Below are 20,706 nucleotides of genomic sequence, written 5' to 3' on the forward strand. Positions count from 1 at the left end.
AGAGCAGGACGAGAGGAGCGGTCAGGGTGCCGACGCCGCAGGGCAAGCCGCCGCGGACACCACGGGCGCGACGGACGCCGCGGGAGACCGCCGGCCCCAAGCGCGCCACGGTCCAGGAGGTCGCCGAGGCCGCGGGGGTGTCCACCGCCACCGTCTCCCGGGTCCTCAACGGCAACTACCCGGTCGCCGCCGAGACCCGCCGCAAGGTGGAACAGGCCGTGCGCACGCTGGGCTACGTGGTCAACGCGCACGCCCGCGCGCTGGCCGGCTCCCGGACCCGCACGGTCGGCATCATCGTCCAGGACATCATCGACCCCTTCTACACCTTCATCGCGCACGGCGTGCAGCGCCAGGCCGCCGAGGACGGGAAGCTGTGCCTGGTGTGCAGCACCTACGGCGTGGTCGGCGGCGAGCTGGACCTCATCGACGCCCTGCACGAGCAGCGCGCGGACGCCGTGATCCTGGTCGGCGGCGGCGTGGACGACCCGGCCTACCGGCGCAAGCTCGCCGACCGGGCGCGGGCGCTGAACCGGGAGGGCTCGTGGCTGGTGCTGTGCGGACGGCCCGCGCTGGAGTCCGGCGCCCCGGCCGGGGTGGTCGACTACGACAACACCGGCGGGGCGCACGCGATCACGGACTACCTGCTGGGGCTCGGGCACCGGCGGATCCTGTACGTCGGCGGGCCGGAGCAGCTGTCGGTGCACCAGGCACGCGTGGCCGGCTTTCGGCGGGCCCACGCGAGTCGGGGGCTGGAGGTCGACAAGCGGCTGATCCAGCCGGGCGCCTTCAGCCGCCGCTTCGGCTACGAGCGCACCGCTCAGCTGCTGCGGGACGGCTCGGCCGGGGAGTTCACCGCGGTCTTCGGCGCGAACGACGGTGTCGCGGTCGGCGCGATGCAGGCGCTGCGCGAGGCCGGGCTGCGGGTTCCGCAGGACGTGTCCGTCGTCGGCTACGACGACATCCCGCTGGCCGCCGAGGTCACGCCGACGCTGACCACCGTGCACCTGCCGCTGGAGCAGATGGGACGGGAAGCGGTGCGGCTGGCAGTCGCGCTGCGCGGGGAATCCGACGGCCCCACCGACACCCGGCACGTCGGGACGCATGTGGTGATCCGGGATTCGACGGCGCCGCCGGCTCCCGCCAGTACTTGATCGAAAGGCTCGACCCTTGTTCTCACGCGCCGTGCCCTCCCGCGCCGACTGGGAAGCCGAGGCCGACCGCTGGCTGCTGACCGCACGTAAGCACGCGGTGAGCGGCGGGGCGCTGATCTGCCCGCCGGGCCCGGTCTCGCAAAGCGGGCCGATCAGCGATGGCGTCGAAGGTTTCGCGCGTAGCTTCATCATCGCCGGTGCGCGGCTCAGCGGGGGAGACGGCGATCCGCTCGGACACGCCGAGTGGTACGCCGGAGGACTCGCCGCTGCCATGGATCCCACGAGCGGAGGGTTCTGGCCGCGTGCCGTCGGCTTCGAGGACTGGCCGCACGCCGGGATCACGCAGCCGGCCGTGGAGGCCGCGAACCTGGCCTTCGGGCTGGCGTTGTGCCGGGAGCAGGTATGGGATCAGCTCCCTGATCCGGTGCGCGAACGGCTCGCCGACTGGCTGACGCACCACGCGCGGCTGCGGGTGTGGCAGCACAACAACTGGCTGCTGTTCCCAGCGGTCATCGAGGCGTTCCTGGAGTCGGTCGGGGTTTCGGTCGAGGGCGGACACGGCGCGGAGAATGTCGAGCGCGTCGAGTCCTGGTATCTCGGCGACGGGTGGTACAACGACGGGCCGCCGGCGGCGCCGGGGCGGAACATCGATCACTACAACTCGTGGGTGTTCCAGCCTTTCCTTTGGCAGTGGTACCTGTTGCGCGGGGACGCCGAGCCGCAGTGGCGGGTCGAGCGGTTCCGGGAGCGGCTGAGCGAGTTCGCCTCGTCGTACGCGCTGCTGTTCGGCGACGACGGCGCGCCGTTGCAGATGGGCCGTTCGCTCGCCTATCGGCACGCTGTGCTCGGCGGGTTGTGGACCGCAGCGCTGGCAGGTGTCGATCCGCTCGGGCCGGGCGCGGTCCGAGGGATCGCCGGGCGAACGTTGGACTACTTCCAGCGGCTCGGGGTGGACGGTGCTGAGGCGCCGAGCCTCGGCTGGGGTGCGCGGGAGTTCCTGCCCGCGGTGCAGGAGTACAGCGGCCCGGGCTCTTCCTACTTCGCCGGGATGGGGTTCCTGGGCTTGGCCGCTCCGGCTTCACATCCCTTGTGGTCAGCCACCGGCCCGGCGGAATCGTGCGCGTCGTCAACCACGGCAGCGACCACGCCACCTACGCCGACGACCCCGGCGACCCGCACTACGCGAAGTTCGCGTACTCGACGCGCACAGCTCCCGGTACCGGCGTCGCGTGGTCGGACCGTGCGTGGGCGACCGGCGTGGACGGCCACGCGGCGCTCGTCGACAAGTGGGGCCGGGCGACGCGGCGCGGCCGGATCATGGGGACAGCGACGGGGAAGGGGTACGTCGCGTCGTGGCACGTGCCGCGGCTCGGGGCTTCGGGGCGGGAGCTCGCCGGGGCGCGGATCGTGACGGCTTCGCTGGTGACGGCCGCGTACGAGCTGCGGTGTCACCTGGTGACGGCGTCCGCCGGGTGGTCGCTGCGGGAGGGCGGGCACGCGGTCGCCTCGGATGTAGAGCTCGACTGCGAGTCCGACGCGTCCGGCGCCTGGGCGGTCGGCGACGGAGTGCGGTCGATGGTGCTCGGCGTCTTCGGATACGAGTCCGCCGGGGTCGTGCGCTACGAAGGCGCGAACGCGTTGGGGATGTACAGCGCGGCGCCGTATCTGTTCGCGCGGGCTTCGTCGGGGGAGTCGGTCCACGTCGCGCTGCATGTCCTGGATTCCGGCGCCGACATCCGACTCGCCGGTGCGGTCGATGCCGCCGATGTGGTCGAGGTCGAGGTGTCCGATACCCAGGTGACGGCACGCTGGGCCGAGGGGTCTACTGTCACGGTCAACTTGGGCGACCTTTTCGAATCCCGGAGCACCGATGTCAGTACCGATGCCACTGCTTGAGCTGGTTCGCGCCGACCACGCAGAGGCTCTGCTCGCCTTCGAGCGGGAGAACCGCGAGTACTTCGCAGCTGTGATCCCCGACCGGGGCGACGAGTACTTCGCCGAGTTCGCCGCCCGCCACGCCCAGCTCCTGGAACGGCAGGCCGCTGGCACGGATTACTTCCACGTCCTGGTCACCGACCGCGGCGAGATCGTCGGCCGCGTCAACCTCGTCGAGGTGAAGGACGCCTCCGCCGAGCTTGGCTACCGCGTCGCGGAAGCCGCCGCCGGTCAGGGTGTGGCCACCGCCGCCGTCGCCGAGATCCGCAAGCTCGCCGCCACCACCTACGGCCTGGCCAGCCTGCGCGCCAAGGTGACGCTCGACAACCCGGCCTCGCACCGAGTGCTGGAGCGCAACGGCTTCGTGGCCACCGGCGAGCGGATGCTCAACGGGAAGCCCGCGGTGACGTACCTGTGCGAGCTCGACTGACGCCTGCCGGGTTCTAGCCTTCCGGCCGCACAATCCGCTCGACCATCTCCCCGACCGCCTCGCGTATCGCCGCCTGCTCCAACGTCGCGTTCGGATTCGCCGTGACGCCGAACGGGAACGCCGGCGACCACGCCGTCGCCAGCGCCATGACCGCCATCAGCAGCAGCTCCGGCGGCACGCCGCCGTTCACCGCTCCGGCGCCCTGCTGCTCGCGGATCAGCGGGATCTTGCGGTCGTGCTCCTTCTCGCGCGCCGGGGGCCGCGCCGCGGTGCGCTCCAGGGTGGCCCAGGCGAGGAGCCGGTAGACGTCCGGGTTCGCCTGCGCGTAGTCGAAGACGCGGCGGGACAGGTCGGGGAGGTTCTGCGGGGTGAACTCCAGGCCCGCGTAGGCGTCGGCGAGGTGCTGGTCCAGGACCGTGGCGAAGAGGTTCTCCTTGCTGTCGAAGTAGACGTAGATCAGGTTCTTGTTGCAGCCGGCGTTCTTCGCGATGCGGTCCACGCGGGCACCGGCCACGCCGTACTCGGCGAATTCCTGGAAGGCGGAGGCGAGGATGCGCGCCTTGGTTTCCTGTGCGGCCATGCGATCAGCTTATCGGTTGACTAACCGGTTAGTGAAGTCCTAGATTTGACTAACCGGATGGTTAAGCAACGATCGAAAAAGGACCTGCCATGAACCACATCACTGTTGCCGGACGGCTCGCATGACCGGGCTGGCGCTGGTCACCGGCGCTTCCTCGGGGATCGGGCAGGCCTTCGCGCGGCGCCTCGGCGGCCTCGGGCACGACCTGATCGTCGTCGGCCGCCGCCGCGACCGCCTGGAGGCCCTGGCCGAGGAGCTGCCGCAGGTCAAGGTGCGTCCGCTGGTCGCCGACCTGGCGACCGACGAGGGCGTCGCGGCCGTCGCCGACGTCTGTGCGGCCGAGCCGCTGACGCTGCTGGTCAACAACGCCGGCGTGGCGCACTACATGCCGTTCGCCGAGCTGCCGGCCGCCAAGGCCGCGGAGCTGGTGCACGTGAAGGTCGCCGCCCCGATCATGCTGTCCCGCGCCGCGGTCCCCGGCATGCTGGCCCGCGGCGAGGGCACGATCATCAACGTCGCCGGCATGATCGCCTTCAGCGGCCCGGCCACGCTGGAGCAGACGCCGGTGCGCCGCGCGGTCTACGCGGGAACGCTGGCCAACAGCGTCGCCTTCTCCCAGGTGCTGCACGAGGAGGTCAAGGCACAGGGACTGCGGGTGCAGGCGCTGTGCCCGGGCGTCGTGGCGACGGAGTTCCACGAGCGGCAGGGGATGGACCTCAGCGCGGTGCCGCGCATGTCGGCCGACGACGTGGTCACGGCCAGCTTGCGGGGGCTGGAGCTCGGCGAGGTGGTGTGCGCGCCGGGTGTGGAGCGTGCCGAGCTGCTGGACGCGGTGTTCGCCGCCGACCTCGCGGCGTTCGGGGCCCAGTCACCGGAGCTCGCTCAGCGCTATCGCGACTGACTGGGCCGCGCCCGAATCGCTGACACATCCGATCTCTGAGATGCGATACGCAAGCTAAAGCGGCCATTTCCGCACCCGGGGTTGACAGACATCCGAGGAATCATCAGGGTGACGCCTGATGAGTAAAGGATGTTAACGGAGGTGGCGGATGATCAGGGTTCGAAGACGAGCCGGACGCGTCGCGGCGGCGCTCGGAGCGGCCGCGGCACTCGCCGCCGGGACCACGGCGGCGGCATCGACGGGAAGCAGCCCCGACAATCACCGGGTCACCACGGTGTTCGTCTCCCCATGGGGCAACGATCGGGACAGCGGCGCGAACCCCGGCCGTGCCGTGCACTCGTTGCAGCGTGCGCAGCAGATCGTCCGATCGCTGGACTCTGCGATGCGCGGCGACATCCGCGTTGAACTCGCCGACGGCACCTACCAGCTGTCGCAACCGCTGGCCCTGGACGCCCGCGACTCCGGGACGGACGGCCACACCGTGATCTGGACCGCCGCCCCCGGCGCGCATCCGGTCATCAGCGGCGGCACGCTGGTCAGCGGGTTCCGGCCCTCGGGCCGGACGTCGGGCGGCGCGCAGATCTGGTCGGCTCCGGCGCCGGCCGGACTGCCGTCGCGCGAGATGTACATCGACGGGCACCGTGCGCAGCGTGCGTCGGGGGTGGTGCCGGTGACGCTGACCGCGACCCCGACCGGCTACACCGCGTCGTCGGATCTGATGGCGTCGTGGGGCGATCCGACTGACATCGAGTTCGTCTACAGCGGCGGCGACGGGTACTGGTCGTTGCACACCGGCGGGCTCGGCGCCTGGACTGAGCCGCGCTGCCCGATCGCGTCCATATCCGGCACGACGATCACCATGGCGGAACCCTGCTGGATCAACTCCACGCAGCGCGTGATGCGGACCGACGGCTCCGGCCGGACGGTGAACCTCGTCGGCCCGGCCTCGGTCGGGAACCACGAGCTGCCGACGTCGGTGGAGAACGCGCGCGAACTTCTGCAACAGCCGGGCCAGTTCTACTACGACGCCAAGGCCGGACGCGTGGATTACATCCCGCTGCCGGGGGAGAGACCGAACCACGCCGACGTCGAGCTGGCGACGGCGCAGACGCTGGTCAGCGGGACCGGCACGGCCGATGCGCCGGTCCACGACATCGCGTTCTCCGGGCTCCAGTTCTCCTACGGGACGTGGGACCAGCCGAGTTCTCCCGAGGGCTTCTCGGAGATCCAGGCCGGTTACACGATCACCGGCGCCGACGGATACGCCACGCAGGGACTGTGCCAGTTCATCGCCGGCGGCACGTGTCCGTTCGGCAACTGGACCAAGGAGCCGGGAAACATCTCCTTCAATCATGACCAGCGGATCTCGTTCAGCGGCGACGTCTTCACGCACCTGGGCGCCGCAGGCCTCGATCTCGGCGACGGGTCGCAGAACGCCACGGTCAAGGGCTCGGTGTTCACCGACATCTCGGGCAACGGCCTGGAACTCGGCGGCGTCGACGACCCGGAGCCGGCCGTCGCGGGCGACCACACCGTCGGGAATCAGATCACTGACAACCACATCTTCTCCACCTCGGTGGAGTACCGCAGCGGCGTCGGGATCGACGTGGGCTACGCGGAGAACTCGCTGATCTCGCACAACCAGCTCGACCACACCCCCTACACCGCGATCTCGCTGGGCTGGGGCGGCTGGCCGGACAAGATCAAGGCGCCCGCGATCGCCAACTCCAGCCACGGCAACGTGGTCTCGGACAACCTGATCTACGACGCCATGCAGTACCTCGCCGACGGCGGCGCGATCTACACGCAGGGCATCACCGGGACCTCGCTGGCCGACGGCGAGCAGATCACCGGCAACGTCATCCACGACATCCTCGACCACGGACACGCGATCTACTGCGACAACGGCTCGACGTTCATGACCATCACTTCGAACGTCGAATACGACAACCAGAACGACTGGGGCTCGCGGCACGCCGACTACGTGCCGCCGGCGACCGGCTCGACCGACGACCCGCTCGACGTCGAGCACAACTACTGGCAGCAGGGCGACCGGGATTCGACGGCCCGCAACGTGACCGTCGCGAGCAACACGATCATCACCGGTCCGCAGGACGCGCCGAGCGCCATCGTGGACGCGGCCGGTCTGGAGCCGCGCTACCGCGGGCTGCTGAGCGTGGATCCGGGACGCGGCCACGGCGCGGTGCCTTACGCCCCACAGCAGGCGGCCGCGTTCGCGGGGGAGGGGGCGGCGTACGTGTCGTTCACGCCGACGTTCTTCGACCAGGGGCGGCCGGTGACCTCGTACACGGTGACCGCGTCGCCAGGCGGCAAGCAGGTGACGGTGGATGCCGCAGCGTATTTGAAAACGTTCTACGTGCTGGTCCCGGGGCTGACGGACGGGACCGCGTATACGTTCACTGTCACGGCCGGCACGTCCGATGCCCGGCACGGCAGGGCCGGGACTGAGGCCGCTTGGGCCGGAGCGCACAGCGCGCCGTCGCTGCCGACCGGCGCCGTGACCCCGGGGCCGACGACCGCGCTGCCGGCCGCACCTGCTTCGGCCTCGGCCGATGTCGGGGTCGGCGACGTGAGCGTGCACTGGAACCCTGAAACCGTGGCGGGCGGCACGACGCCGACCCTGTCCTACGACGTGACGCTCACGGACCAGAAGACCGGCACGGTCACCACTGTCACCGAGACCGGCAAGACGGAGGTCTGGGCGACTAAGGGCCGTGACACGTTCGCGGTCGTCGGCGGGCTCACGCACGGCGACGCCTACGCCGTCACGGTCGCGGCCAGGAACGCCGCCGGGCTCGGACCCGCGGCGTCCGCGGGGGTGGTGACGATCGGCTGATCGGCCGGTGTAGCGGATCGCGCGGCGGCCAGAGGCTGGTAGAGCTCCGGCCGCCGCGCCTCCATCCACCACCGCCCGACCGAGCCGGAGGCCAGACCCAGATCGAGGTCGGCGCCGACCATGTCGTCCTCGATCGCCCGGCTCTCGGCGATGACCCGGCCGCAGGGGTCGACGACCATCGCGCCGCCGGTGCGCACCTCGTCGTCGTCGCGGCCGACGCCGTTGCTGAACACGATGAACAGGCCGTTGTCGTGGGCCCGGGCCGGCAGGTGGAGCTGGAGCCAGTCGCGCCCGGTCGGGCCCGCGAACGCTGTGCGGACGGCGTCGAGGTCGGCGGCGGTGAGGCTGTCTCCTTCGGAGATCCCGTTGTAGCCGGCGGTGTGCAGCTCGCGGTGGATGTGCTCTGACGTGGGTGATCGAGGGTCCGTCTTCGGGCTCTGCGATGTCGCGCTCTTCCTCCGACAGTCTGGTCAGGTGCCAGCCGACTATTCCGCGGCACCCTCGCCGAGATACGCCGCTCGAATCCGGCTGCTGCTCAACAGCGCCGAAGCCGCGTCGCTCATCACGATCGAGCCGGTCTCCAGCACATAGCCGCGATCGGCGAGCTTCAGCGCCTGCGCCGCGTTCTGCTCCACCAGGAGCACGGTCGTGCCCTGTTCGTTGATCTCGCGGATGATGGTGAAGATCTGTGTCACGATCAGCGGCGCCAGCCCCATAGACGGTTCGTCCAGCAGCAACAACACGGGCCGCGTCATCAGGGCGCGTCCGATCGCCAGCATCTGCTGCTCGCCACCGGAAAGGGTGCCGGCCTCCTGCGTGCGCCGCTCCGCCAGCACCGGGAAGAGGGTGAACACCCGGTCCAGGTCCTCACGCCGCGCGCCGCCACGGAACCGGTACGCCCCCATGCGCAGGTTTTCCAGGACCGTCATCAGGGGGAACACCCGGCGCCCCTCGGGCGAGTGCCCGATGCCCAGCCGCACCACCTCGTGCGGCGGCAGGCCGTCCACGCGCTCGCCGTGGAAGCGGATCTCGCCCCGGCGCGGCCGCAGCAAGCCGGATATCGCCTGGAGCGTGGTGGTCTTGCCGGCGCCGTTCGCGCCGAGCAAGGTCACCACCTCGCCCTCGCGCACCTCAAGGTCCACCCCCTTCAGCGCCTCGATCGCGCCGTAGGCCACGTGCACCTCGCGCAGCTCCAACACCGGCGGTGCGGCGGCTCGCGGCGAAGCAGGTTCCTCACTCATCGTTCGCCGTCCCCAGATACGCCTGCACCACCGCCGGATCCCGCTGGACCTCCGCCGGCCGCCCGCGCGCGATCACCTTGCCGAAGTTCAGCACCGTCACCTCGTCCGCGACCGACATCACCAGCCGCATGTCGTGCTCGATCAGCAGGACCGTGACTCCGCGCTCGGCGTTGATCCGCCGGATCAGCCGCTCCAGTTCCAGTTTCTCCGTCGGGTTGGTTCCGGCGGCCGGTTCGTCCAGCAACAGCAAGCGCGGCAGCGTGGCCAGCGCCCGCGCTATCTCCAGCCGCCGCTGCACTCCGTACGACAGCGACGAGGCCACCTCGTCCGCCATCGGGCGCAGCGCGACGAAGTCCAGCAGCTCCTCGGTCAGGGCGTCGCTGCTCGCGTCGTTCGCGCGGGCGTTGGGCAGGCGCAGCATGGCACCGATCGGTCCGGTGCGGCCGCGGGTCTCGGCGGCGATCTTCACGTTGTCGAAGGCTGAGAGCGCCGCGAACAGCCGGATGTTCTGGAACGTGCGGGCCACGCCGATCCGGTTCACCACGTGCGGTTTGCGACTGCGCCGCCGCCGCGCCGAGCCGGTGACCAGCTGCGTGGTCGCGCCGTCCGTGGTGAGCTCGATCGTGCCCTCCTGCGGGGTGTAGACGCCGGTCAGGCAGTTGAACAAGGATGTCTTGCCCGCGCCGTTCGGTCCGATCACCGCCAGGATCGCGCCGCGCTCCACCGTCAGGTCGACGTGGTCCAGGCTGGTCAGTCCGCCGAACCGGAGCGTCACGTCGTGCACCGCCAGCAGCGGCGACGCGCCGGCGTGCCGGGGGACCTGCTCGGCGGCGGTGGTGGCGCTCATCCCGTTCCCCGCCCTTCCGGCGCCTCGGACATCGCGTCGGCGTCCGCGACGCCTTCCGAGGCCAGCCGCAGCTCACGCCGCCGCCTCCGGGACGGGATCAACCCCTGTGGCCGAACCAGCATCATCGTGACCAGGATCGCCCCGATCCACATCGGGATGTCCTCCTGGCGCACGATGTTCTGCTCCTGGAACACCGCCGGCAGGAACGTCAACAGGGCCGAGCCCGCGATCACCCCGATGATCGACCCCATGCCGCCGAAGATGACGTACGACAGCACACTGATGGACAACACCACCGGGAAGCTCGCCGGGTTGATGTAGCCCAGCCGCGAGGCGTACAGCACCCCGGCCAGTCCCGAGGTGGAGGCCCCGATCGCGAACGCCATCAGCTTGTACTTCACCGTCGGCACGCCGTTGGCCGCGGCGGCGACCTCGTCCTCCCGGACCGCCGTCCACGACCGGCCGACCTTCGAGTGCTCCAGCCGGGAGAACAGGAACACCACGATCGCGAGCATCCCGATGAACAGGTACCAGTACGGCAGCGAAGCCAGAGTCCACTTGTAATGGATCCCGAAAAGATTGATCGAGAAGTGCGGCACCGGCTTCGACACACCCTGGTTGCCGCCGGTCCAGTTGTTCTTGTTCACCAGGAACAACTGCACGATCTCGTGGAAGCCCAGCGTCACGATCGCCAGATAGTCCCCTCGCAACCGCAGCGTCGGGGCGCCCAGCAGCAGCCCGGCGACCAGGCACACCACCACCGCGACCGGCAGGATCACGAACGGGTTCAGCGTGAACGGCGGTGCCACCGGCAGCGCACCGGTGAAGTAGGCGCAGGTGTAGGCGCCGATGGCGAAGAACGCCACGTATCCCAGGTCCAGCAGGCCGGCCCAGCCGACCACCACGTTCAGGCCGACCGCCAGCAACACGAACACCGCGACCTGGTCCACCAGCACGCGCTGGTAGAACTCGGACAGGAACTGCGGCAGCACGATCGCCGCGACCACCACGGCCAGCAGCGCCGCCCGGCGGCTCAGCGCGCGGTCGGCGACCGTGCGCCACTGCCGGCGCACCCCGGTGGTGCGCGACGTCACCAGCGCGCCGATCTTGCGGGCCCGCCACAGCTCGGTGAGCACCCACATGATGAACCCGGCGACCAGCCAGCCGATCAGCTTCGTGGACTTGAACGCCGCGTCGACCACCAGCAGGTGGTTCGTGGACGTGCCCTCGGTGGTGACCGTCATCAGCCGCAGCAGGGCGCCGAGCACCAGCCAGCCGAACAGGCGCACCAGACGCGGGTCGACCTTCCGGGACTGCTTCACCCGGATCGGGAGTCCGCCGACCTGGCTCATGCCGCCCTCCCCAGCCGCTGACCGAGGATTCCGGTCGGCCGGAACATCAGCACCAGGATCAGCACCACGAACGCCACCACGTCGATCCACTGGCTGGACATGCACGACTGGCTCAGGCTCTCCACGATGCCCAGCAGCAGCCCGCCGATCATGGCCCCGCGGATGTTCCCGATGCCGCCGAGCACGGCCGCGGCGAATCCCTTGATGCCGGGCAGGAAGCCCATTTGGTAGTGCACGTTCAAGTAGGCGCCGAACAGGAACCCGGCCGCCCCGCCCAGCAGCCCGCCGATCACGAAGGTCTGCGAGATGACCCGGTTGATGTTGACCCCCATCAGGCTCGCGGTCCGCGAGTCCTGGGCCACCGCGCGGATCCCGGACCCGAGCTTGGTCCGGTTCACCACCACGTCCAGCAGCAGCATCATGCCGACGGCGGCGCAGATGATGATCACCTGCTGCACCCGCACCTGCGCGCCGAAGACCGTGAACACCACGCCGTTGGTGTACATCGCCGGGATGTTCACCTTGTCCCGGCCGAACAGCTTGCCGGCCAGGTTGTACAGGAACAACGAGGCGCCGATCGCGGTGATCAGGTAGATCAGCCGGGGCGCGTTGCGGCGGCGCAGCGGACGGTAGGCCACGCGCTCCAGCAGGAAGGCGACGATGCCGCCGAAGACCGCGCCGCAACTCAGGCCCAGGAACATGTCCAGCCACGACTGCGCGCCGTGCGGGACCACGCCGCTGTTCGTCAGCGCCTGCACCATGAACAGCCCGGCGAAGCCGCCGGTCATGAAGACCTCGCTGTGCGCGAAGTTGATCAGCTGCAGCACGCCGTAGACCAGGGTGTACCCGATCGCGATCAGCGCGTACAGACAGCCCAGCGTGATCCCGGGGACCAGGAACTGCCAGAAGTGCTGGCTCAGACACATGGGCGGGCCTCCTGCTCCGCCGATGAGCCCGGCCCCGGCGGTGTTGCGATGGTGCCGCCGTGGCGTCGCGGTGGTGGGCCGCGCCGGGGCCGGTGCTCCAGTGGCATCACCCGGTGGAGATGAGCTTGTCCACGGTGCCCAGCTCGGTGATCTTGCCGTTCTGGACCGCGTAGACGTAGATGCCCTTCTCCGTGACCTCACCGTTCGGCTGGAACTTGATCTCCTTGGTGAGGCCCTTGTAGTCGACAGTCCGAAGGCCGTTGACGACACCGGCGCGCGTCACGTTGGTCCCGAGCGTCTTCATCACGGTGATCAGCGTGTTCGTCACGTCGTAACCCTCGGGGGAGTACGTCCCCGGAGGCTGGTTGGCCGAGGCGGTGTAGTCGCTGACGAACTTCTGGGTCGTCGCGTCGGTGGCCGCCGAGGCCGACAGGCACGGACAGGTGAACTGCCAGCCCTCACTGGCTGGTCCGGCCAGGGAGATGAACTTCGGGTCGTTCGTGCCGTCGTCGCTCAGGGTCTTGCCGGTGTACGACGTGTTCTTCAGCGCCTTGGCCAGCGGCGCCGCGTCGGCGTAGTAGCCGCAGTAGTACGTGGCCTGGGTCCCGGAGTTCGAGATCTTGGTCGCCACCGCCGAGTAGTCGTTGGTGCCGGCCGCGACGCTGTCACTGGTGACCGTCACGCCGTCGGTGCCGAGCTGGGTCTTGATGTTCTGGCACAGCCCGACGCCGTAGTCCGACTTGTCGTCGAGCAGGTACACGGACTTGGCCTTGAGCACCTTGGCCAGGTAGTCGGCGGCCGACGTGCCCTGCGCCGAGTCCGGGGGCACGATGCGGAAGAAGGTCTTGAAGCCGTTGGCGGGATCGGTCAGCGTGGTGTTGGTCGCCGACGCGCTCACCGAGGCCAGACCGGCCTGGGTGAACAGCGGCTCGGCGGCCTTGGTCGCCCCGGAGAACGTCGGGCCGACCACGCCGACCACGCTGCCGTCGCCGATCAGCTGCTGCGCGGCCGTCGGGCCCTTGGCCGGGTCGCCCTGGTCGTCGGCCTCGGCCACCTTCAAGGTGAACGGCAGCTTCCCGCTCTGGTTCGCCTGCTGGACGGCGAGCTTCACGGCGTTGTCGATGTTGATGCCCAGCTGGGCGTTCGGCCCGGTCAGCGGGCCCTGGAAACCGATGGTGTACGTGGGTTTGCCGCCGCTGGACGACGAACCGCTGCTGCTGCTCTTACTGCTGGAGCAGGAGGCCAGCGCCAGTGTTCCGATCAACACCGGCGCGGCAGCCACGATGATCTTTTTTCTGGGCACGGCGCACCCCTTTTCAACCCGGGGGCGTGAGCGAGGCTGGCGGGGGAGTCTCGCGAGCAGGGCTCGCGTCCTTTTGCCCTTATTATTCGGTTATCCCGCTATTCGGGCGGCGTGCAATAGGGATGGGCCATTCAGGTGACATCCACCCCGCGCCGGCCCCCTGGCGCGTGTCGCAGCCTCCATATGGTCCGGGGGCGGCGCGGGGCGGAATGATCGGGGTGTGGGCGAACCAGTGGAGAGTACGGCGCCGCAGCGTGTGGTGGTGGTCGGCAGCATCAACGTCGACGAGGTCCTGGGGGTCGCGGTACTGCCCGCGCCGGGGGAGACGGTGCTCGGGCGGGAGCGGGCCACCGGGCTCGGTGGGAAGGGCGCCAACCAGGCGGTGGCGGCTGCGGCTGCTGGTGCGGCTGGTGGCGGGGTCGCGCTGTTTGGAGCGGTCGGCGCGGATGCGCGTGGCGCCGGGGCGCTGGAACAGCTGGCGAAGTACGGTGTCGACACGTCGATGGTGGCGACGCTCGACGACGTGGCCACCGGGCGCGCGCTGGTGATTCTGAGCGAGGCCGGGGAGAACGAGATCATCGTGGTCGGCGGGGCGAATCAGGCCTTGGATGTCGGGGCCCTGACTCGCGATGTGCTTCGCGATGCCGCGGTGGTGGCGTTGCAAGGCGAGGTGGCGCCCGAGGTGAACCGGACGGCGCTGCGTCTGGCGGCGGAGCTCGGGGTGCGCGCGGTGCTCAACCTCGCGCCGGTGCAGGACCTGGGCAGCGACCTCGCACGCGCGGATCCGTTGGTGGTCAACGAGATCGAGGCCGGCCAGCTCGTCGGCGCCGAGTTGGCGACCGTGCAGGACGTCACCGCCGCAGCGCCACGACTGCGCGCGCTGGCACGCTCGGTCGTGGTGACGCTCGGCGCGTCCGGCGCCGTCCTCATCACCCCCGAAGCCCTCGACCACGTCCCCGCACCCCGCCCCGACCGAGTCGTCGACACCACCGGCGCCGGCGACGCGCTGGCCGGCGTCCTCGTCGCCGCGCTCGCCCAGGGCTTCGACCTCCGCGCGGCGGTGGAGCGTGCGGTGCGGGCGGCGAGTCTTTCGGTCACGGAGGTCGGGGCGGCTGCGAGCTACGAGGCGTTTCGGGGGCGGTTGGATGAGGGGCCTTTCGCGCCGTGAGGTGTTTGGAGGTGCACTGGAGGCGACTTCGCCGCACCGGCCCGACAGCTACCCCGCCGCTTCCAACCGTTGGCCGCTACCCCACCCGGTGCAAGCTCGACGTCCGCACCACCAGTTCCGGCTGCAACACCACCGCCCGATGCTCGTGTCGGCTCTTGCCGCCGTTCTGGCTTCCGTTCTCACTTCCGTCCTCACCCGGCGCGTCGGCCTCGGCCAGCAGCATCTGCGCCGCCAGTCGTCCCATCTCCGCGGCCGGCTGGCGCACCGAGGTCAGGGGGACCGCGACCGCGGAGGCGAACTCGATGTCGTCGTAGCCGACGATCGCCACCTCCTCCGGCACCTTCACCCCGGCCGCGTACAGCGCCTGCTCCAGGCCGAGTGCCAGGAGGTCGTTCGCGCAGAACACCGCGGTCGGGCGGTCGGCCAGGCCGAGGAGGCGCGCGGCGGCGTCGCGGCCGGCGGCGATGGTCATGTGGGCGGTCGGGAGTTCGTGGAGGGTCTCCGGGGGGAGGCCGGCGGCGGCGATCGCGTCGAGGGCGCCGGTGCGGCGGTCGCGGATCTGTTGCAGGTGCGGCGGTCCGCTGATGTAGGCGATGCGGCGGTGGCCCTGGGTCAGCAGGTGTTCGACCGCCAGGCGGCCGCCGACCACGTCGTCCACCGACACCGAGCAGACCTCGGCGTCCTGGACCAGGCGGTCCACCACGACGTACGGGATCCGCTGGCGGCGCAACGGTTCCAGCGAGTGTCCGGTCGGGTCGGCCGGGATCACCAGGACGCCGCGGACCTGCTGTTCGGTGAACAGCCCGATGTACTCCGCCTCCTCGGACGGCGACTGCGCGCTGGTGCACACCATCACGCCGAGGCCGGCGGCGCGGGCCGCGCGCTCGGCGCCGTTGGCGACCTCCACGAAGAACGGGTTCGCCAGGTCCAGCACCAGCAGGGCGACGATGCGGCTGGTGCCGGTGCGCAGCTGGCGCGCGGACTCGCTGCGGACGTAGCCCAGGCGCTCGACCACCGCCAGGATCCGCGCGCGGGTCTCCGGCGCCACCGAGTCCGGGCGGTTGAAGCTGTTCGACACCGTGCCGACGGACACGCCTGCTTCGCGGGCGACGTCCGAGATCCCGACTGTCTTCTTGGCCACTGGGTCCGCCTGCTCGTAGGGACGGGAACTGAATGGTTTCACCAGTCGGGGTCACCTTACAGCGCGTGCCCCTCACCTGGCTCACCTGGGTGTTCGTTCATGATCGCGGGCGCGGCCCGAGATCGGCTCTTGACGTCGTCCGGACGGCCGCCTAGGGTCGGCAGCATCGAGGCATTGAATCGATTCAATACCCATCCGCTCAATGTTCAATACAGATCCGCGAGGTGGAGCCATGCCCGACCTGTCGGCTGTGAAGGCCGCTCTGCAGGCCCAGGAGATCGAGACCCCGTCCTGGGGTTACGCGAACTCCGGCACCCGGTTCAAGGTCTTCGCGCAGGCCGGGGTGCCGCGGGACCCGTTCGAGAAGCTGGCCGACGCCGCGCAGGTGCACGCTGTCACCGGGGTCGCGCCGCTGGTGTCGCTGCACATCCCCTGGGACCGCGTCGAGGACTATGCCGCGCTGGCCGCGCACGCCGCGGATCTGGGCGTCCGTATCGGGATGATCAACTCCAACACCTTCCAGGACGACGACTACAAGCTGGGCTCCGTGGCGCATCCGGACCCGGCGGTGCGGCGCAAGGCGGTGGAACATCTGCTGGACTGCGTCGACATCATGGACGCCACCGGCTCCGACAGCCTGAAGCTGTGGTTCGCCGACGGCACCAACTATCCGGGCCAGGACGACATCGTGGCCCGGCAGGACCGGCTCTTCGAGGCGCTGTCGCAGGTCTACGAACGGCTCGGCGACGACCAGCGGATGGTGCTGGAGTACAAGCTCTTCGAACCGGCCTTCTACACCACCGACGTCCCGGACTGGGGCACGTCCTACGCACACTGCCTGAAGCTGGGGCCCAAGGCGAAAGTCGTCGTGGACACCGGGCACCACGCGCCGGGGACCAACATCGAGTTCATCGTCGCGTTCCTGCTGCGCGAGGGGAAGCTCGGCGCGTTCGACTTCAACTCCCGCTTCTACGCCGACGACGACCTGATGGTCGGCGCCGCCGATCCCTTCCAGCTGTTCCGGATCCTGCACGAGGTGGCGAAGAACGGCGGCTTCGACCGGGCCACCGGCGTGGCCTTCATGCTCGACCAGTGCCACAACATCGAGGCCAAGATCCCGGCGATGATCCGCTCGGTGATGAACGTGCAGGAGGCCACGGCCAAGGTGCTGCTGGTGGACCTGCCCGCGCTGCGCGAGGCGCAGGCCGCCGGGGATGTCCTCGCCGCGCACGCGGTGCTGATGGACGCCTACGACACCGACGTGCGGTCGCTGCTGCGCGAGGTCCGCGAGGAGATGGGGCTGGCGCCGGATCCGGTGGCCGCCTACAAGGCGACCGGGTACGCCGAGAAGATCGCCGCCGAGCGGGTCGGCGGCGTGCAGGCGGGATGGGGCGCGTGATGAACGAGGTCGTGCAGGCGTTGATCGGCCGGTCGAACCGGCTCGGCGCCGATCCGAAGAACACGAACTATGCCGGCGGTAACACCTCGGCGAAGGGTGCGGTCACCGATCCAGTCACCGGCGAGGATGTCGAGGTGGTCTGGGTCAAGGGCTCCGGCGGCGACCTGGGGACGCTGACGCCTGCCGGCCTGGCCGTGCTCCGACTGGACAGGCTGCGGGCCCTGGTCGATGTCTACCCCGGGGTCGAGCACGAAGACGAGATGGTCGCGGCGTTCGATTTCTGCGCGCATGGCAAGGGCGGCGCCGCGCCGTCCATCGACACCGCGATGCACGGCCTCGTGGACGCCGCGCACGTCGATCATCTGCACCCTGATTCGGGCATCGCGCTGGCGTGCGCGGCCGACGGGGAGAAGCTGACGGCCGAGTGCTTCGGCGGCGCCGTGGTGTGGGTTCCCTGGCGGCGCCCCGGATTCCAGCTCGGTCTGGACATCGCGGCGATCAAGGCCGCCAATCCGCAGGCGATCGGCTGCATCCTCGGCGGGCACGGGATCACGGCATGGGGTGCGACGTCTGAGGAGTGCGAAGCCAACTCGCTGCGCATCATCCGCACCGCCGAGATGTTCCTGGCCGAGCGCGGCGCCGCCGAGCCGTTCGGCCCGGTGGTCGACGGGTTCGAGCCGTTGGCGCCGGATGAGCGGCGGGCCCGGGCCGCCGCCCTCGCGCCGTATGTCAGTGCCCTGGCTTCGGCGGACCGGCCGCAGGTCGGGCACTTCACCGACGCCGTGGCGGTGCTGGACTTCCTGGCCCGCGCCGAGCATCCGCGGCTGGCCGCGCTGGGCACGTCGTGTCCGGACCATTTTCTGCGGACCAAGGTGCGGCCGCTGGTGCTGGACCTGCCGCCGACCGCGCCGGTCGAGGACGCGATCGCCCGGCTGGCCGAGCTGCACGCCGCGTACCGGACTGAGTACGAGGCCTACTACCGTCGGCATGCGAGCCCTGATTCGCCGCCGATGCGCGGCGCGGACCCGGCGATCGTCCTGGTCCCCGGAGTCGGGATGTTCTCCTTCGGCCGGGACAAGCAGACCGCGCGCGTGGCCGGGGAGTTCTACGTCAACGCGATCAACGTGATGCGCGGCGCCGAGGCGGTTTCGACATACGCGCCGATCGAGGAGTCGGAGAAGTTCCGGATCGAGTACTGGGCGCTGGAGGAGGCCAAGCTGGCCCGGATGCCCAAGCCCAAGCCGCTGGCCACGCGCGTGGCGGTGGTGACCGGCGCGGGGTCCGGGATCGGCAAGGCGATCGCGCACCGGCTGGTCGCCGAGGGTGCGTGCGTGGTGGTGGCGGACCGGGACGCTGAGAACGCCGCCGCGGTCGCGGCCGAGCTCGGCGGTGCCGACAAGGCGGTCGCGGTGACCGTGGACGTCACCTCCGAGGAGCAGATCAAGGCGGCCTTCGACGCGGCGGTGCTGGCCTTCGGGGGCGTGGACCTGGTGGTCAACAACGCCGGCATCTCCATCTCCAAGCCGTTGCTGGAGACCACGAGCGCGGACTGGGACCGGCAGCACGACATCATGGCGCGCGGCTCGTTCCTGGTCTCCCGTGAGGCGGCTCGGATCATGATCGAGCAGGGACGCGGCGGTGACATCGTCTACATCGCGTCGAAGAACGCTGTGTTCGCCGGACCGAACAACATCGCGTATTCGGCGACCAAGGCCGACCAGGCGCATCAGGTCCGGCTACTGGCCGCCGAGCTTGGAGAGCACGGCATCCGGGTCAACGGCGTCAACCCCGACGGTGTGGTGCGCGGCTCCGGCATCTTCGCCGCCGGGTGGGGCGCCCAGCGCGCAGCCACCTACGGCATCCCGGAGGACAAGCTCGGCGAGTTCTACGCACAGCGCACCATCCTCAAGCGCGAGGTGCTGCCCGAGCATGTCGCCAACGCGGTGTTCGCCCTGGTAGGCGGCGACCTGACCCACACCACCGGCCTGCACGTGCCGGTCGACGCCGGCGTCGCCGCCGCGTTCCTGCGATGAGCACCAGCACGAGGACCGTCGCGGCGGTCGACTTGGGTGCGTCCAGCGGACGTGTCATGGTCGGCCGCGTCGGCCGGGACACTCTTACGTTGGACGAGGCGCACCGGTTCGCGAATCGGCCGGTGCGCGTCGGGGGGACGCTGCACTGGGACGTGCTGGCGTTGTATCAGGGGATTGTCGACGGTCTGCGCGCCGCCGGTCAGGTCGCCTCGGTGGGCGTCGACAGTTGGGCCGTGGACTACGGGCTGCTCGACGCCGACGGTGCTCTGCTCGGCAACCCGGTGCACTATCGCGATGCGCGGACAGAGGGGTTCGCACCTCGGGTCTGGCAGACGGTGCCGGCCGAGACGCTGTATGCGGTGACCGGGATTCAGTACGCGCCGTTCAACACGCTGTATCAGCTTATTGCGGCACAGGGCTCGGCCGCGTCGGCCGCGGCTCGGCAGGCGCTGCTGATCCCGGACCTGATGGGCTACTGGCTGACCGGCGTCGCGGGCACGGAGCTCACCAACGCCTCCACCACGCAACTGCTCGACGCGGCCGGCCGGACGTGGTCCGCCGAGCTGGCCGAACGGCTCGGGCTGGACGTCGGGCTGTTCCCGGCACTGCGGCAACCGGGCTCGCGCATCGGCGAGCTGCTGCCCGAGGTGCTGGAGGAGACCGGCCTGCGCGGACCGATCCCGGTGACGGCGGTGGCCTCGCACGACACGGCTTCGGCGGTGGTCGCGGTGCCGGCAGCGGGGGAGCGCTTCGCGTACATCAGTACCGGAACATGGTCGCTGGCCGGGCTGGAACTGGAGCGGCCGGTGTTGAGCGAGGCCAGCCGGCTCGCGAACTTCACCAACGAGGCGGGCATCGACGGCACGGTCCGGTACCTGCGCAACATCATGGGCCTGTGGCTGCTGCAGGAGTGCTTGCGTGAGTGGGAGGTCGACTTGCCGCCGCTGTTGGCGGCCGCTGCAGAGCTGTCGCCGTTGTGCTCGGTGATCGATGCGGCGGATCCCACGTTCCTTGCGCCGGGCCGCATGCCCGACCGCATCCGCGAGGCCTGCCGCACCACCGGCCAACCGATCCCGGCCACACCCCCGGAGATCACCCGCTGCATCCTCGACTCCCTCGCATTGGCCCACCGCCGCGCGATCGAGGACGCGCAGCGCTTGGCCGACCATCCCGTCGACGTGGTGCACATCGTCGGCGGCGGCGTGCACAACACTCTGCTCTGCCAGCTCACCGCCGACGCCTGCGGCCTCCCGGTCGTGGCCGGGCCGGCCGAGGCGGCGGCGCTGGGGAACGTGCTGGTTCAGGCGCGCGCGCTCGGTCTGGTCGGCGACCTCGGCGAGATGCGGTCGCTGGTGGCGCGCACCCAGAAGCTCACCCGCTATGAGCCCGCCGGCGATCGGAGGGCGTGGGACCTGGCAGCCGCGCGCCTGAATTCGTAGCCT

Annotated in this window: 17 protein-coding genes and 1 pseudogene; 10 read left to right on the forward strand and 8 right to left on the reverse strand. The window is 70.2% G+C overall.

Annotation, left to right across the window (positions count from 1 at the left end):
- Positions 1 to 26 precede the first annotated feature (26 nt).
- From ABH935_RS26160 to ABH935_RS26175, 4 genes are read left to right on the forward strand one after another with little or no spacing between them, the layout of a single operon-like run.
- Positions 27 to 1,151 (forward strand): LacI family DNA-binding transcriptional regulator, encoded by a 1,125-nt coding sequence (locus ABH935_RS26160; protein WP_370380576.1) that lies wholly within the window; start codon positions 27 to 29, stop codon positions 1,149 to 1,151.
- Between the two features lie 16 nt (positions 1,152 to 1,167).
- A complete protein-coding gene (locus ABH935_RS26165) occupies positions 1,168 to 2,562 on the forward strand; it encodes a DUF2264 domain-containing protein (protein ID WP_370380577.1) in 1,395 nt (464 codons plus the stop codon).
- Entirely contained in the window at positions 2,559 to 3,047 is a 489-nt protein-coding gene (locus tag ABH935_RS26170) for a hypothetical protein (protein ID WP_370380578.1), read from the forward strand. Before ABH935_RS26165 ends, ABH935_RS26170 begins: the two co-directional genes overlap by 4 nt.
- Positions 3,034 to 3,516: a GNAT family N-acetyltransferase gene (locus tag ABH935_RS26175; RefSeq protein ID WP_370380579.1), complete on the forward strand. Its 483-nt coding sequence runs from the start codon at positions 3,034 to 3,036 to the stop codon at positions 3,514 to 3,516. Before ABH935_RS26170 ends, ABH935_RS26175 begins: the two co-directional genes overlap by 14 nt.
- Before the next feature lie 13 nt (positions 3,517 to 3,529).
- On the opposite strand, the gene ABH935_RS26180 is transcribed toward ABH935_RS26175, so the two are convergent.
- Positions 3,530 to 4,096 (reverse strand): TetR family transcriptional regulator, encoded by a 567-nt coding sequence (locus ABH935_RS26180; RefSeq protein ID WP_370380580.1) that lies wholly within the window; start codon positions 4,094 to 4,096, stop codon positions 3,530 to 3,532.
- A 121-nt stretch (positions 4,097 to 4,217) separates the two neighbouring features.
- Here ABH935_RS26180 and ABH935_RS26185 point away from each other — a divergent pair, with 121 nt between their 5' ends.
- Positions 4,218 to 4,997 (forward strand): SDR family NAD(P)-dependent oxidoreductase, encoded by a 780-nt coding sequence (locus ABH935_RS26185; RefSeq protein ID WP_370380581.1) that lies wholly within the window; start codon positions 4,218 to 4,220, stop codon positions 4,995 to 4,997.
- Between the two features lie 148 nt (positions 4,998 to 5,145).
- Complete coding sequence (locus ABH935_RS26190) at positions 5,146 to 7,854, forward strand: right-handed parallel beta-helix repeat-containing protein (protein ID WP_370380582.1); 2,709 nt, start codon at positions 5,146 to 5,148, stop codon at positions 7,852 to 7,854.
- Here the strand turns inward: ABH935_RS26190 and ABH935_RS26195 are convergent.
- From ABH935_RS26195 to ABH935_RS26220, 6 genes and pseudogenes are all read right to left on the reverse strand, one after another.
- Positions 7,776 to 8,186: pseudogene (locus ABH935_RS26195) on the reverse strand (nitrilase-related carbon-nitrogen hydrolase); the annotation flags it as partial. The gene ABH935_RS26190 and the pseudogene ABH935_RS26195 sit on opposite strands and share 79 nt — an antisense overlap.
- 153 nt (positions 8,187 to 8,339) lie before the next feature.
- Positions 8,340 to 9,095: an ABC transporter ATP-binding protein gene (locus ABH935_RS26200; protein WP_370380583.1), complete on the reverse strand. Its 756-nt coding sequence runs from the start codon at positions 9,093 to 9,095 to the stop codon at positions 8,340 to 8,342.
- On the reverse strand, positions 9,088 to 9,942 hold the full coding sequence (locus ABH935_RS26205; protein ID WP_370380584.1) for an ABC transporter ATP-binding protein: 855 nt from the start codon (positions 9,940 to 9,942) through the stop codon (positions 9,088 to 9,090). The genes ABH935_RS26200 and ABH935_RS26205 overlap by 8 nt, the downstream gene beginning before the upstream one ends.
- On the reverse strand, positions 9,939 to 11,294 hold the full coding sequence (locus tag ABH935_RS26210; protein ID WP_370380585.1) for a branched-chain amino acid ABC transporter permease: 1,356 nt from the start codon (positions 11,292 to 11,294) through the stop codon (positions 9,939 to 9,941). Before ABH935_RS26210 ends, ABH935_RS26205 begins: the two co-directional genes overlap by 4 nt.
- A complete protein-coding gene (locus ABH935_RS26215; RefSeq protein ID WP_370380586.1) occupies positions 11,291 to 12,220 on the reverse strand; it encodes a branched-chain amino acid ABC transporter permease in 930 nt (309 codons plus the stop codon). Before ABH935_RS26215 ends, ABH935_RS26210 begins: the two co-directional genes overlap by 4 nt.
- Before the next feature lie 106 nt (positions 12,221 to 12,326).
- Entirely contained in the window at positions 12,327 to 13,523 is a 1,197-nt protein-coding gene (locus ABH935_RS26220) for a branched-chain amino acid ABC transporter substrate-binding protein (RefSeq protein ID WP_370380587.1), read from the reverse strand.
- Between the two features lie 220 nt (positions 13,524 to 13,743).
- Here ABH935_RS26220 and ABH935_RS26225 point away from each other — a divergent pair, with 220 nt between their 5' ends.
- A complete protein-coding gene (locus tag ABH935_RS26225; protein ID WP_370380588.1) occupies positions 13,744 to 14,691 on the forward strand; it encodes a PfkB family carbohydrate kinase in 948 nt (315 codons plus the stop codon).
- Positions 14,692 to 14,767: 76 nt separating this feature from the next.
- Here ABH935_RS26225 and ABH935_RS26230 read toward each other — a convergent pair whose 3' ends face one another.
- Entirely contained in the window at positions 14,768 to 15,832 is a 1,065-nt protein-coding gene (locus ABH935_RS26230; protein WP_370380738.1) for a LacI family DNA-binding transcriptional regulator, read from the reverse strand.
- A gap of 232 nt (positions 15,833 to 16,064) precedes the next feature.
- On the opposite strand from ABH935_RS26230, the gene rhaI reads away from it, so the two are divergent.
- Genes rhaI through ABH935_RS26245 form a run of 3 tightly spaced genes read left to right on the forward strand, consistent with a single transcriptional unit; the run spans position 16,065 to position 20,703 of the window.
- On the forward strand, positions 16,065 to 17,231 hold the full coding sequence (gene rhaI, locus ABH935_RS26235; RefSeq protein WP_370380589.1) for an L-rhamnose isomerase: 1,167 nt from the start codon (positions 16,065 to 16,067) through the stop codon (positions 17,229 to 17,231).
- Positions 17,231 to 19,264, forward strand: coding sequence for a bifunctional aldolase/short-chain dehydrogenase (locus ABH935_RS26240; RefSeq protein ID WP_370380590.1), 2,034 nt, complete (start codon positions 17,231 to 17,233; stop codon positions 19,262 to 19,264). Before rhaI ends, ABH935_RS26240 begins: the two co-directional genes overlap by 1 nt.
- A complete protein-coding gene (locus ABH935_RS26245; RefSeq protein ID WP_370380591.1) occupies positions 19,261 to 20,703 on the forward strand; it encodes a rhamnulokinase family protein in 1,443 nt (480 codons plus the stop codon). The genes ABH935_RS26240 and ABH935_RS26245 overlap by 4 nt, the downstream gene beginning before the upstream one ends.
- Positions 20,704 to 20,706 lie beyond the last annotated feature (3 nt).

It is taken from the genome of Catenulispora sp. GAS73 (assembly GCF_041262085.1).
Lineage (GTDB): Bacteria > Actinomycetota > Actinomycetes > Streptomycetales > Catenulisporaceae > Catenulispora.